Genomic DNA, 12,907 nt, shown 5'->3' on the forward strand with positions numbered 1-12,907 from the left:
GAGAGATCTAGCGATTTCCCCGATCCACTCCGGCATCAGCCGGATTGGCTGCGCGCATTTCCGCTGTCATGCGCTGCACGAGACCGCGAAACCGCGCAAGGGCCGGCGCCGGATGCGTCTGCCGCATGGCCAGGAGCAACGGGGCTATCAGTTTGGAACTGCCCGCAACAGCGCGGTAGGCGATGTCATCGCCGCCAAGGCGCCGCATCGATGCAGGCACGAGGGAAATACCGAATCCTGCGGCCACCAGGCTCAGCGTTGCAGTCAAGCGCGGCGCCTCCTGCGCCACAATCGGGCTGAACCCCGCTTCCCGGCATGCGGTCAGAATGGTGTCATAGAGGCCAGGTCCCGCCATGCGGCGATAGAGAATGAAAGGTTCGGTCGCCAATTCTGTGAGCAGCAGCCGCGAGGCAGTGTCCCGCGCGAACCTATGCCCCACGGGCAGTGCGACAAGCATTGGTTCCTCCAGCACGGCATCGATCCGCAGGCCTGGCGTCCGTCCGACCGGAGAGCGAATGAAGGCTGCGTCAAGCCGCTCATGCATGAGCGCATCCACCAGTTCTGCCGTACCAGCTTCTTCCAGCACGACAGAAAGTTTTGGCAGGCTTTCATGGAAAGCCCGCAACGCTTTCGGCACGAAAGGATGCAGGGCGGCAGAGCTGGTGAAACCGATGGCCAGGCGGCCCTGTTCGCCGCGCGCTGCCCGGTGAACCATGTCGGCAACGCCACCGGCACGCTCCAGAATGATCCTGGCTTCATCAAGCAGCACGTTTCCGGCCTCGGTGGGACGAACGCCGCGCGGCATGCGGTGCATCAGGAGCACACCCAGTTCCGCCTCCAGCCCCTGCAGAAGCCGCGTCAGCGGTGGCTGTTGAATGCCCAGCCGTTCGGCGGCCCGCGTCACATGGCCTTCCTCTGCCAAGACAACAAATGCGCGAAGGCGCTTCAGATCGATCATTGCCATACCATGAAAGTATTGAAATCGTAAAAAGCATGCATTGGAAATCATATAGAGGAAAGCCTATTCTGCCAATATGCCGCTTTGGGGCCAAGCCATCAGCCATGACTCGCCCCTATCGTCCCTGCCTATCCGGCGGGCAACAAAAGGAAAACCGTCGTGAGCTGGTCAGCTGAACAATATGTGAAATTTGAAGATGAGCGGACACGCCCGGTCCGCGATCTCCTGGCAGCAGTTCCTGGTGTGTACGCCCGATCCGTGATTGATATCGGTTGCGGCCCCGGCAATTCGACGGAAGTTCTCATCGCCCGCTTTCCCAGGGCCGTTACAACAGGAATGGACAGCTCCGAGGACATGGTCCAGGCAGCCCGCAAACGGCTTCCTGAAATCCGCTTTGACGTCGCTGATATCGCCCGGTGGAATGCACAGGGTCCCTATGATGTCATTCTTGCCAATGCGGTGCTGCAATGGCTTCCGGACCATGCCGCCCTGTTGCCGGCCCTTGTCAGCAAACTGGCCGTGGACGGCAGCCTTGCCATCCAGATTCCGAACAATCTAGATGAACCCACACACCGTCTGATGCGGGAAATAGCTGGTGAAGGCCCATGGGCTGCCAAATTGGCGCGAGCGGCGGGGCAAAGGTCGCCGCGGCAGAGCGCGGAGTGGTATTACCGAATCCTGCGGCCGATAGCGTCCAGGGTCGATATCTGGCAAACCACCTACCACCATCCGCTTGCCGGAGGAGCCCCGGCAGTGGTCGAATGGTTTAAGGGAACGGGGCTCCGGCCATATCTGGACCTGCTCAATGAAACGGAACAGGCGTCCTATCTCAAACGGTATACGGACGCGGTGGCTCAAGCTTATCCAGCTCTGCCTGACGGCACGGTCCTGTTGCCATTCCCGCGGCTTTTCATGGTGGCGACCCGCTAAAGCGGCAATCGCACACCATCCGAAGCACGGATTTCCAGTACCTTTGGCGGCTTAACGGCCGCTATTTGTATTCAGGACATCAAAATACTGACATTGCGCGGCCTTAATTAAATACTTTTCTGCAGTCACTGGAAAAGTATGCTCTGTAATGACACTGCAATCATTGCACGCCAGAACAGGCAAGTTTTTCAGCCTTGAGAGCCGCATGGTCTATTACCGAACAACATCTGCTTCATGCGGTAAGGCGCTCTATGGCTTCGGTGTCTGGAGTCAGCCGGCCCTTGCGGTCAGCCTTATCCTCGTGTGGGCGGCCCTGGCCATCCTGTTTAACCGTGCGCCTGAGATCGACAAGGCCGTTTCGTCGTTCTTCTTCCTCAGTTCTGACTGTATCGCCACCGCGACCGCAAAAATTTGCGGCGATTTTCCCGCCGCATCGGTGCCACTTTTCAAGACGCTGCGCCGTGTCTTCTATGCCCTGCCCATCGTGGCTGCTTCAGTGGTCGTCACCATTGCCCTGCGCGATGTCGCCTCCGGCCTTCGCTGGAATCATGAACGGATTCGTATTTCGATTGTCTCGCTCCTTACGCTGGCCATTGGCCCCGGCCTCCTGGTCAACGCGTTCATGAAAGAGTTCATCGGCCGGCCCCGCCCCGCCAACACATGGCTTTTCGGCGGCGACCAGCCCTTCGTGGCAGCAGCTGAATGGTCACACGTCTGTCAGCACAATTGTTCCTTTATTTCCGGGGAAGCGGCCGGGATCGCCTGGCTTGTCTGTCTTTTGCCCTTGTGGCCGCACCAGACAAGGAAAAAGCTCATCTGGCCCATCGCCGCCATCATCATAACCACTGATTTCCTGCGTGTTGCCTTTGGCCGTCACTATCTTTCCGATGTGGTGCTCGGGTCTCTTTCCACCGTGATTGTCTTCTGTGTGCTGACCTCCATTAGCGAATTATGGACATCGCATTGGCACCGCACGACAGAACAGCAGACGAAGTAACGGCTGAAACTGTACAATGCGTCATCTGTTGAAGACGCAATTTTTTATTGGCACTACTGTTCGTTCGCGTTATGAAAACTGAGGGGACAACAAGCGCGACAATCAGACGATGCTTCAGAAGAATCCAAGCCTGAGCATTTTGGACGATGCGGCGGATTGGGCGCCGGGACGCTATATGGCGATCCTGCTGGCCATCGCCCTGATATTGAGCCTTCTCCCGCTTGCCAGCAGCCTGATCACACATTTTCCCGATGAACGCCATTACTCCAATGGTGCCGTCATCATGCTGCATACGGGCGAATACCTGACGCCGCATACGGCCGAAGGCAATGTCCGGCTGAAGAAACCGCCCTTCACATACTGGATGAGCGCAGCCGGCATGAAGGTTTTCGGGATTTCCGTGCTCGGGTCGCGTTTCCTGTGGCTGGTTGCAGGGGCTGCAACACTGTTGATCACCTTCTCCTTGACCCGGATCATAACCCACAATGACCGGACCGCATTGCTTGCGGCTTCGCTTCTGGCAACGAATGCCGTCTTCCTGCGCGCCTGTATCAATGCCATTCCCGACATGCCCCTGACCATGTTCATGCTCATCGGCATGCTCGGCTTTGTCGGTCTTCTCTTTCGCGACGGCCACCGCCATGTCTATGGCATTCTCGCCTATGCAGGCACGGGATTGGCGATCCTGGCCAAAGGCCTCCTGCCCGTGGCGATGCTCGGCTATATGCTGGTCTACTGCATGGCAATGCCGGCCCTGCGCCAGCGCCGCCATCGCCTGTGGCAACCCGTGACCATCACCGTGTGCCTTGGGATTGTCGGTACCTGGTTCATCTATCAGTCCCTGCACACAGCGAGCATGCTTTCGGCCGATTTCGTTGCCGACCAGATTTCAGACAAGATCAATTTCAATCCCGATATCATCGCGATGGGATTGATCCACAGTTTCGCCGGTCTCGTGGGGCCGACATTTGTCTGGCTGGGGCTGCTTTTCTATGGCGCCCGGAAAGCGGGACGACGGCCGGATATGGATTCGCTCAACGGCATAACCCCCTTCTTCCTCGGCTGGATCATAGCCGTTTCGATCATCTTTTCTCTCAATAGCCTTCCTTCCCACCGCTACGTCATTCCCGTCATACCGCTGCTTTGCGTGCTTCTCGCCTGCGGGTTCCAGGAGGTGACCGGTCCAGGTTTCGAAAGACTGGTCCAGCGGGTGTTGCGCGTCATCATCCTGATCGCAGCCATTCCCATCACGGGCGTGTTCTTGATCGGCATGCAATTGCTGCCGCCATTGTACGTGGCCGGTCTGGCTGCGGGGATCGCGGGCGTCATGGCGACGCTGTGGGTGGTTAACACCCGATTGAAAATGCACGGCCTGGCAGCCTCCGCCGCCTTGCTTGCCACGGCAAGCATAGTAACCGTTGCACCCGTTGCAAAGGCCCTGCTCGTGCCCGATATCGGCAAGCCGCTGGCGGCCAGGATCAACACAATGCATCTCTCGGAAAACGAGGTCCTTTTCGTCGGACCCGTTCTGGACGCCGCGAAAATCCGGCTTCATGCCAATTTTGATGCACAGTTCAAACAGACGGCCGCGCTGCCGTCCAAAGAGATTGATCCCGGCGTGAAAGTCATCCTCATGACCGACAAGCACCTTGCCGATGCATTGGCGGCGCAAGGTTTTGCCGTGGAAGAGGTCACGGCTGGCTGGCGGCGCATTCACCTGCAGGATTTCATTTCGGCACTGAAGACAGGAACACTGTCCGAGGCTCGTGACCGGTATGGCGAGCGCGGATACGTGGCCATCCGCAGCTGATTTGCCCGGCAGGACCGCTGCGCAGCCAAAGCCGATCTTGCCAACATTCCCTCACCTGATAAAAGAACGTCCATCTTCACCAAACGATAGCGAGACTGCGCAGCGGTCAGGGAAACAGAATGAACAAGTGGAAAGACGTCAAGAAAGTCGTGCTGGCCTATTCCGGCGGTCTCGATACATCGATTATCCTCAAATGGTTGCAAACGGAACTGGGTGCGGAAGTTGTTACCTTCACCGCCGATCTGGGCCAGGGCGAAGAACTGGAACCGGCCCGCAAGAAAGCCGAGATGCTCGGCATCAAGGAAATCTATATCGAAGACGTGCGTGAAGAATTCGTCCGCGACTTCGTGTTCCCGATGTTCCGTGCCAACGCGGTCTATGAAGGCGTCTACTTGCTCGGCACGTCCATCGCGCGGCCGCTGATTTCAAAGCACCTGGTTGAAATCGCGGCCCGCACCGGAGCCGATGCTATTGCCCACGGGGCAACCGGCAAGGGTAATGACCAGGTTCGTTTCGAACTGTCCGCCTATGCGCTGAACCCTGACATCAAGGTCATCGCCCCGTGGCGCGACTGGACATTCAAGTCACGCACCGATCTTTTGGAATTTGCCCGCGAACACCAGATTCCGATCGCCAAGGACAAGCTCGGCGAAGCACCTTTCTCCGTCGACGCAAACCTGCTGCACTCTTCCTCCGAGGGCAAGGTTCTGGAAGATCCATGGCAGGAAGCGCCCGAATATGTGCACCAGCGCACGATTTCTCCGATGGAGGCGCCTGACAAGGTAACCGAGATCGAGATTGCCTTCGAGAAGGGCGATGCTGTTGCTATCGACGGCAAACCGCTTTCGCCGGCAACATTGCTGAAAACCCTCAACGATCTCGGCCGCGACAATGGGATCGGGCGCCTGGATCTGGTCGAAAACCGCTTCGTCGGCATGAAGTCGCGCGGCGTCTATGAAACCCCTGGCGGCACGATCCTGCTCGCAGCCCACCGCGCCATGGAATCGATCACGCTGGATCGCGGCGCCGCACATCTCAAGGATGAGTTCATGCCGCGCTATGCGGAACTGATCTACAATGGCTTCTGGTATTCGCCGGAACGCGAAATGCTGCAGGCCATGATCGACAAGAGCCAGGAAGATGTCGAAGGCGTGGTGCGCCTCAAGCTGTACAAGGGCAATGTCATGGTGTCCGGCCGCAAGTCGAAGAAGTCGCTTTACTCCGACGCGCTGGTGACTTTCGAGGACGATCGCGGCGCCTATGACCAGAAGGACGCCGCGGGCTTTATCCGTCTCAACGCCCTGCGCCTGCGCACGCTGGCTGCCCGCAAGCGCAACAGCTGATCCCGCAAATACGGGCTGAGAACGGGGCGCAAGCCCCGTTTTTTGTTGGCTGGCCATTGGATATGCTTTCGTGCCGCGCTTTCTGTACCTGCCGACTTGTGATCACTCCGTTGCAGGCTTAGATGTTAAAGCCAGAGTTCATCAGCCATGACGGAGCCTTCCCATGTCCCCACAGAAACCAGCCATCAACACCGCACTGACGGACTGGACCGGACCGCTCGGACTTCCCGACTTCACTGCCTTCACGGACGACGATTTCGCCCCGGCCTTCGATGCGGCGCTTGCGGCTGATCTGGCCGATGTCGACGCGATCATCAACCACCATGAGGCGCCGACCATCGACAATACGCTGAAAGCCCTGCAGCTTTCCGGCGAGGGTCTCGATCGTGTCTCCTCCATTTTCTGGATGCGGGCCGGAGCCAATACCAACGATACCATCCAGGCATTGGAGCGCGTTATCGCGCCCAAGATGTCCCGCCACTATTCGTCCATCATGATGAATCCGCAGCTGTTTGCCCGTATCGACTCGCTTTACCAGCAGCGCGATTTCCTCGGCCTCGATGCCGAAACGGATCGCGTTCTTGAGAAGACATGGAAAGGCTTCGTGCGCAGCGGCGCGCGGCTGGATGATGAGGGCAAGGCACGCCTTGCGGACATCAATGAGAAGCTGGCGGGGTTTGGCGCGCAGTTTGGCCAGAATGTCCTGAAGGACGAAGCCGACTGGGCGCTTTTCATCACCGACGAAGCGCACATGAAGGGCCTGCCCGATTTCGTTCGTGCCGCCATGCGCGGTGCCGCCGAGGAGCGCAATCGGCCGGATGCCTGGGCAGTCACCCTTTCCCGCTCGATCATTGAACCGTTCCTGTCCTTCTCCGAAGACCGAGGCCTGCGGGAAAAGGCATTTCGCGCCTGGGCCGCGCGCGGCGAGAATGGCGGCGCAACCGACAACCGCGCAATTGTTGCCGATATGGTGGCGCTGCGCGCGGAAAAGGCCAAGCTGCTCGGCTATCACAGTTTTGCCGCCTACAAGCTCGATGACACCATGGCCAAGACACCCAAGGCCGTCATGGACCTGCTTGAACCGGTCTGGGACAAGGCGCGCAACCGCGCTGCCGAAGAAGAGATTGATCTGGAGCGCCTGATCGCCGCCGAGGGGCGCAACCACAAGGTTGCTCCTTGGGATTGGCGGTTCTATGCGGAGAAACTGCGCAATGAGCGTTTTGCGTTTGACGAGGCGGAGCTGAAACCGTACCTGCAGCTGGAAAAGATCATCGAGGCCTGTTTCGACGTGGCAACCCGCCTCTTTGGTATCCGCTTTGAAGAGAAAAATGGCATTCCAACCTGGCATCCCGATGTGCGGGTGTGGGAGGTGCAGAATGCGGACGGCAGCCGCCGCGGTGTGTTCCTGGGCGATTATTTCAACCGTCAATCCAAACGTTCCGGCGCCTGGATGAGCGCATTGCAATCGCAGCACAAGCTCGACGGCGGCCAGACGCCGATTATCTACAACGTCATGAATTTCGCCAAACCGCCAAAGGGCGAGCCTGCACTGCTTTCGCTGGATGGTGCACGCACCCTCTTCCACGAATTCGGGCACGCCTTGCATGGCCTCCTGTCCGATGTGACCTGGCCTGCGGTATCGGGTACATCGGTATCGCGCGACTTCGTGGAGCTGCCGTCACAGCTGTACGAACACTGGCTGACAGTGCCAGCGGTTCTAGAAAAATACGCGGTCCACTACCGCACAGGCGAAACCATGCCCAAGGCGCTTCTCGACAAGGTTTTGGCGGCCAATACATTCAATGCCGGGTTCAACACCGTGGAGTTCACCTCTTCGGCGCTGGTTGACATGGCGTTCCATGCGGACGGCGTTCCTCCGGCAGATCCCATCCAGTTCGAGGCCGATACGCTGAAGAGCCTTTCCATGCCGGACGCGATTATCATGCGTCACCGCACCCCGCACTTCACCCATGTCTTCTCCGGCGACGGCTATTCCGCCGGATATTATTCCTACATGTGGTCGGAAGTGCTGGATGCCGATGCTTTCAAGGCATTCGAGGAAACCGGCGACGTGTTCAATGCCGACCTCGCCAAGAAGCTCAAGCAATATATCTATTCGGCTGGCGGCAGCCGCGACCCGGAGGAGCTTTACAAGGCTTTCCGCGGCAAGATGCCAACACCCGATGCGATGATCGAAAAACGCGGCCTCGCCTGACAGAATAAACCCGCCGCACTCTTCCGAGTACGGCGGGTTTCGCTTGCAGGATCAAGCCTGGGCGAAGGCCAGAAGGTCCTTGTTGAGTTGATCCTTGTGGGTTGCTGCCAGACCATGCGGCGCGCCCGGATAGATCGTCAGTTTGGAGCCTTCGACCAGCGTCGCGGCGATTCTGGCTGCATCATCGATCGGCACGATTTGATCGTCGTCACCGTGGATGAACAGGGTTGGTACGTCAAATCTCTTCAGATCTTCGGTAAAATCCGTCTCCGAGAACGCCTTTATGCAATCGAGTTCATTCTTCAAGCCGCCCTGCATACCCTGATACCAGAACGCATCGCGCATACCCTGCGAGACCGCCGCGCCGGGACGATTGGCACCGTAAAACGGTATGGTCAGGTCCTTGAAGAACTGCGAGCGATCGGCGGCCACACCGGCGCGGATGCCGTCAAACACTTCGATCGGCAGCCCCCCGGGATTGGCGGCGGTCTTCAGCATCAGCGGCGGAACGGCTCCTACCAGTACAGCCTTGGCGACACGCTTGGTGCCGTGGCGGCCGATATAACGGGCCACTTCACCACCACCGGTGGAATGGCCAACCAGGATGGCATCTTTCAGGTCCAGCTTCTCGATCAGCTCAGCCAGATCGTCGGCATAGGTGTCCATCTCATTGCCATTCCAGGGCTGGCTGGAGCGACCGTGACCGCGCCGGTCGTGCGCTATGGTCCTGTAACCGTTGGAAGCCAGGAACACCATCTGGTCTTCCCAAGCATCGGCGTTGAGCGGCCAGCCGTGACTGAACACAACGGGCTGCCCCCTGCCCCAGTCCTTGTAGTAGATACCGGTGCCGTCTTTGGTCGTGAATGTGCTCATGATCTCATGTCCTTTCACTGGTTCTGTCTGTGCGGGTTTGCTGATTTTGTCCGCCATACCCGCACCAACGCAAAAGCTTAGTTGATCGATATGCGGACGTTCAGATTGCTGCGCGTGGCTTCCGAATAAGGGCAAACGACGTGTGCAGCATCCACGATTTCGCGCGCGGTCGCCGCGTCAATGCCGGGCAAGCTGACGGCGAGCGCGACATCGAGGCCAAAGCCCTTGCCGTCATCGCGCGGGCCGATGCCCACGGTTGCCGTCACCGATGTGTCATCGGAGAGCTTGATTTTCTTCTGCGAGGCGACAAATTTCATCGCACCAATAAAGCATGCGGAATAACCCGCACCAAAAAGCTGCTCCGGATTGGTGCCTTCGGCGCCATTGCCGCCCAGTTCCTTTGGTGTCGATAGCGTAACCTTCAGGCGACCGTCTTCGCTCGATGCATGGCCGTCACGTCCGCCTGTTGCTGTGGCTTTGGTGGTGTAGAGAATGCTCATAGTAGACTCCTTGGATTGCTTCAATTGCTCGACGTCAAATAGATTGCACACAATTAAATTATACGCAATACAAAATTAAATGATGCGCAATTTAATTGCTTTGAGTATAATACCCGCGAGCGCAGACGGAGTGATGACAATGGACAAGGCAGGCACGAGCAATCAGGAATCGCTTCTTAAATTGGAGAATTTCCTGTGTTTCGCCATCTATTCGACGGCAAACGCAGTGACACGGGCTTATCAGCCTCGTCTTGCGGCGCTGGGCCTGACCTATCCGCAATATCTTGTGATGGTTGTCCTCTGGGAGGAAGAAAATCAGACCGTCAAAGCGATTGGCGAGAAGCTCAGCCTGGACTCTGGCACGCTCACGCCGCTGCTTAAGCGGCTGGAAACGGCTGGTCTGATCACCCGCCGCCGCGACACGGTGGACGAAAGGCAGCTCTTGATAGGCTTGACTGCGGACGGCCGCGCCATGCGTGCGCGCGCAGAAGCCGTACCGGTCGCCATGGGCAAGGCTTTCGGCTGCAGCATGGACGAGGCAAAATCCCTGAGATCGGAACTGATCAGCATGCGCGACAATCTGGTCGACAGCATCGAAGAGGTGAAATAGCCGTCCGGCTATTGTCTCAGGCCGGCTTGTAAAGCGGTAATTCAAGCCGGATTCGCGCGCCGCGCCATGGCCCGGTCAATATGTCGACGCGTCCGCCGTGCAGCCGCGCGATCTGCCGGGTCAGGTTAAGACCAAGACCGGCACCGCTGGAACGCGGCCGCAGGCGATAAAACGGCTCGAACACGTGTTCATGCTCTTCCTCGGGAATACCCGGCCCCTCATCGCGAACCTCGATGCCGCCCGCTTCGTCCACCAGCACGGTGATTGTTCCCTTTCCATCGCAATGTTCGATAGCGTTGCGGATGAGGTTGGCGACAGCCTGCTCGATCTGCAGCGCATTGACCTGGGCATGGACACTCTTTGATGCCGGTTCGAATGAAAGATCATAGCCGGCGGCAATTGCCAATGGCGCAAAGTCCGCAACGATCTGGCCGGTCAGTTCGACCAGGTCAACCACTTCGCCTGGCCCAACCGGCTGGTCAAGCAATTGCCGGTCGAGCAACTGCTGCGCCAGATGCGACAGGCGCTCGATGTCCTGCAGCAAACGGGCGCTTTGCGGATCTTCCGTGAGAAGCTCGGCACGCGTGCGCAGAATGGCAATAGGAGTCCGCAGTTCGTGCGCCGCATCCGTCAGGAAGCGATTGTGCTGGTCATATCCCTGGCCAAGGCGTGCAAGCGCGTGGTTGAAAGCCTGGACCAGCGGCGTGATTTCCAACGGCACCTGTTCGATCGGCAATTGCATGGCGCGGTTGTTGATATCGATGCGCCCCGCCTGGCTGGCGGTGGCAACCAGACCAGCCAGGGAGCGCCGCACCACGGCTGGCGTTGTTACCAGCGTCGTCACGCCCATGACGATGATGATGGGCAGAAGCAGCGCTATGATGACGATGATCAGAACCGGAATAACCCTGATCCAGGCTGTAGTTCCATCCGGATTGCGGGCCATGTCGACCTGCATGTCGATATTGACTTCGAGGCCCTCATTCTCGTCGCGCGATGCGCGGGTTGAGGTAATGACCTGTATCGGTCCCGCCTTCGTATCAATCTTCGAAACCACCGCTTCGGGCCGCAGATCGCCCTCTCGAAAGCCGAGCGTCGCATGATCCACGGCTTTCAGGAGGTCACTCGTATCGTTGCCATAACCGATGGGAATATCACCGCGCTGCACAGCCTGACCATTTGTGTCTCGCGCTATGTACCAGAGCTTGGGAAATTCCTGCAGGAAGGTCTTCAGCTCCTGCGTCTCGTGCACGATCAGCTTGCCATTGGCATCCCGGTCGATTGCGCTCTTCAGGATGGCCACCGCCGCCTCATTGTCGATGAGCAGCCGCGGATTGGCCACCCACAGCACCAGTGTGAACAGGCCGATGAAGATGAGCAACGTCGCCGCCTGCAGCAAAATGAGCCTGCGTACCAGAACCCATTGCAATGAGCGCGGGCGGATTTTCTTCATGGAGTTGCCCGTAACAGATAGCCGAGATTACGTATAGCCCGTATCTCGACACCTGCCGACACATCCTCCAGTTTGCGCCTCAACCGCGACACATGAGCGTCGAGTGCATTGGATCCGATTTCATCGTCCATGGCATAGACGGATTCTTCAAGTGTCGCGCGCAGGACTGTTCGGCCGGGGCGGCGGATCAGCGTCTCGAGCACCAGCCGTTCGCGCCGCGGCAGCTCCAGCGGCTGGTCTTCTATCAGCGCTTCCCGATGGCGAAAATCATAGGTAAGGCGGCCGACAACCGTTTGCTCCGCACGCAGCGTGAACGGACGCCGGTGCAATGCCCGCAACCGGGCCATCAGCTCTTCCGTCGCGAAGGGTTTGACCATGTAGTCATCGGCCCCCGCATCGAGGCCGGCGACCCGGTCATTCAGGCTGCTCATGGCGGTCAGCACAATCACCGGAGCGTCGACATGCAGTGCCCGCAGCCTTGGGATCAGACTGAGGCCTTCGCCATCCGGCAATCGCCGGTCGAGGACGATGGCATCGTAGGGACCGAACTTTGCCATGGCCTCGGCGTCGGCCAATGTCGATACATGATCGACGACCACATCGCGACGCTCCAGCGCGGCCTTCAGGACCGAGGCCATTTCCGGCTCGTCCTCAAGCAGCAAGATGCGCATTTGAATTCTCCGTTCGTAGAAAGTCGGCAGCAATGCCGATTGTGGCGGTCAAATCTTTATCATGCCTCGCAAGTAAAAGCAGTGTCGCTCACTCGGCATGGCCGCCAGCGAACACGATTACTCGCACTCCAGTTTTGGCTTGCGGAAATTGGTGATGTACCAGCGTCCGCCCGACGATCGCGCATAGAAGGTGTAGAAACACTCCTTCTGCTCGACATAGCCCGGCGTTTCCGTTTCGACATACCGCCTGCCGTGCCTTGTATCGCGAATCTCGCCCGTGGACGTACCGGATACGGCATTGGTGGATATCTTGCGCCACTGGTATGCACGCTCACCGGGTCCCAGATCGAGAACTTCGGTCGGCGGCCCGTAGTCGATAACCACGGTTTCCAGCGGCTGCCCGATGTAATTCTTCATGATATCGGACGCACACCCGGCCAGTCCCACGGTAGCCAATATCAAGCCCGCTCCGATTACCCGCATGTAATTACGGGCATTGCGCATGGACATGTGGAAAATCCCCATCAATAATATTCATGACCGGCAA

12 protein-coding genes are annotated in these 12,907 nt (G+C 58.4%); 6 read left to right on the forward strand and 6 right to left on the reverse strand.

What is annotated here, in order from left to right; all coding sequences use genetic code 11:
• Nucleotides 1–7: 7 nt before the first annotated feature.
• Nucleotides 8–958, reverse strand: a complete 951-nt coding sequence (locus ACTJJ7_RS08865; protein ID WP_440966619.1) for a LysR family transcriptional regulator — start codon at nucleotides 956–958, stop codon at nucleotides 8–10.
• 159 nt (nucleotides 959–1,117) lie between these two features.
• Between ACTJJ7_RS08865 and tam the strand changes: the two genes are divergently transcribed.
• The 5 genes from tam to ACTJJ7_RS08890 all read left to right on the forward strand — a co-directional run bounded on the left by tam (nucleotide 1,118) and on the right by ACTJJ7_RS08890 (nucleotide 8,253).
• Nucleotides 1,118–1,888: a trans-aconitate 2-methyltransferase gene (tam, locus tag ACTJJ7_RS08870; protein ID WP_440966621.1), complete on the forward strand. Its 771-nt coding sequence runs from the start codon at nucleotides 1,118–1,120 to the stop codon at nucleotides 1,886–1,888.
• A gap of 148 nt (nucleotides 1,889–2,036) precedes the next feature.
• A complete protein-coding gene (locus ACTJJ7_RS08875; protein WP_105734169.1) occupies nucleotides 2,037–2,885 on the forward strand; it encodes a phosphatase PAP2 family protein in 849 nt (282 codons plus the stop codon).
• A 109-nt stretch (nucleotides 2,886–2,994) separates the two neighbouring features.
• Nucleotides 2,995–4,695 (forward strand): ArnT family glycosyltransferase, encoded by a 1,701-nt coding sequence (locus ACTJJ7_RS08880; protein WP_440966623.1) that lies wholly within the window; start codon nucleotides 2,995–2,997, stop codon nucleotides 4,693–4,695.
• A gap of 119 nt (nucleotides 4,696–4,814) precedes the next feature.
• Entirely contained in the window at nucleotides 4,815–6,038 is a 1,224-nt protein-coding gene (locus ACTJJ7_RS08885) for an argininosuccinate synthase (RefSeq protein ID WP_440966624.1), read from the forward strand.
• 163 nt (nucleotides 6,039–6,201) lie between these two features.
• A complete protein-coding gene (locus tag ACTJJ7_RS08890) occupies nucleotides 6,202–8,253 on the forward strand; it encodes a M3 family metallopeptidase (RefSeq protein WP_440966626.1) in 2,052 nt (683 codons plus the stop codon).
• A 51-nt stretch (nucleotides 8,254–8,304) separates the two neighbouring features.
• Here ACTJJ7_RS08890 and ACTJJ7_RS08895 read toward each other — a convergent pair whose 3' ends face one another.
• Nucleotides 8,305–9,126, reverse strand: coding sequence for an alpha/beta fold hydrolase (locus ACTJJ7_RS08895; protein ID WP_440966627.1), 822 nt, complete (start codon nucleotides 9,124–9,126; stop codon nucleotides 8,305–8,307).
• A 77-nt stretch (nucleotides 9,127–9,203) separates the two neighbouring features.
• Nucleotides 9,204–9,626, reverse strand: coding sequence for an organic hydroperoxide resistance protein (locus ACTJJ7_RS08900; RefSeq protein WP_105734165.1), 423 nt, complete (start codon nucleotides 9,624–9,626; stop codon nucleotides 9,204–9,206).
• 139 nt (nucleotides 9,627–9,765) lie between these two features.
• Here ACTJJ7_RS08900 and ACTJJ7_RS08905 point away from each other — a divergent pair, with 139 nt between their 5' ends.
• Nucleotides 9,766–10,236, forward strand: a complete 471-nt coding sequence (locus ACTJJ7_RS08905) for a MarR family winged helix-turn-helix transcriptional regulator (RefSeq protein WP_440966629.1) — start codon at nucleotides 9,766–9,768, stop codon at nucleotides 10,234–10,236.
• A gap of 16 nt (nucleotides 10,237–10,252) precedes the next feature.
• On the opposite strand, the gene ACTJJ7_RS08910 is transcribed toward ACTJJ7_RS08905, so the two are convergent.
• The 3 genes from ACTJJ7_RS08910 to ACTJJ7_RS08920 form a co-directional block, all read right to left on the reverse strand.
• Complete coding sequence (locus ACTJJ7_RS08910; protein ID WP_105734163.1) at nucleotides 10,253–11,689, reverse strand: sensor histidine kinase; 1,437 nt, start codon at nucleotides 11,687–11,689, stop codon at nucleotides 10,253–10,255.
• On the reverse strand, nucleotides 11,686–12,360 hold the full coding sequence (locus ACTJJ7_RS08915; protein WP_105734162.1) for a response regulator: 675 nt from the start codon (nucleotides 12,358–12,360) through the stop codon (nucleotides 11,686–11,688). The genes ACTJJ7_RS08910 and ACTJJ7_RS08915 overlap by 4 nt, the downstream gene beginning before the upstream one ends.
• Before the next feature lie 117 nt (nucleotides 12,361–12,477).
• Nucleotides 12,478–12,864, reverse strand: coding sequence for a hypothetical protein (locus tag ACTJJ7_RS08920; protein WP_425350461.1), 387 nt, complete (start codon nucleotides 12,862–12,864; stop codon nucleotides 12,478–12,480).
• Nucleotides 12,865–12,907 lie beyond the last annotated feature (43 nt).

The organism is Phyllobacterium sp. 22229 (assembly GCF_052056495.1).
Classification (GTDB): domain Bacteria; phylum Pseudomonadota; class Alphaproteobacteria; order Rhizobiales; family Rhizobiaceae; genus Phyllobacterium; species Phyllobacterium myrsinacearum.

What these genes read in the sequence shown, in the direction of transcription:
- ACTJJ7_RS08865 (WP_440966619.1), bottom strand. Translation starts at nt 958, where the DNA reads ATGATCGATCTGAAGCGCCTTCGCGCATTTGTTGTCTTGGCAGAGGAA.
- ACTJJ7_RS08875 (WP_105734169.1), top strand. Translation starts at nt 2,037, where the DNA reads ATGACACTGCAATCATTGCACGCCAGAACAGGCAAGTTTTTCAGCCTT.
- ACTJJ7_RS08880 (WP_440966623.1), top strand. Translation starts at nt 2,995, where the DNA reads ATGCTTCAGAAGAATCCAAGCCTGAGCATTTTGGACGATGCGGCGGAT.
- ACTJJ7_RS08885 (WP_440966624.1), top strand. Translation starts at nt 4,815, where the DNA reads ATGAACAAGTGGAAAGACGTCAAGAAAGTCGTGCTGGCCTATTCCGGC.
- ACTJJ7_RS08890 (WP_440966626.1), top strand. Translation starts at nt 6,202, where the DNA reads ATGTCCCCACAGAAACCAGCCATCAACACCGCACTGACGGACTGGACC.
- ACTJJ7_RS08895 (WP_440966627.1), bottom strand. Translation starts at nt 9,126, where the DNA reads ATGAGCACATTCACGACCAAAGACGGCACCGGTATCTACTACAAGGAC.
- ACTJJ7_RS08900 (WP_105734165.1), bottom strand. Translation starts at nt 9,626, where the DNA reads ATGAGCATTCTCTACACCACCAAAGCCACAGCAACAGGCGGACGTGAC.
- ACTJJ7_RS08905 (WP_440966629.1), top strand. Translation starts at nt 9,766, where the DNA reads ATGGACAAGGCAGGCACGAGCAATCAGGAATCGCTTCTTAAATTGGAG.
- ACTJJ7_RS08910 (WP_105734163.1), bottom strand. Translation starts at nt 11,689, where the DNA reads ATGAAGAAAATCCGCCCGCGCTCATTGCAATGGGTTCTGGTACGCAGG.
- ACTJJ7_RS08915 (WP_105734162.1), bottom strand. Translation starts at nt 12,360, where the DNA reads ATGCGCATCTTGCTGCTTGAGGACGAGCCGGAAATGGCCTCGGTCCTG.
- ACTJJ7_RS08920 (WP_425350461.1), bottom strand. Translation starts at nt 12,864, where the DNA reads ATGCGCAATGCCCGTAATTACATGCGGGTAATCGGAGCGGGCTTGATA.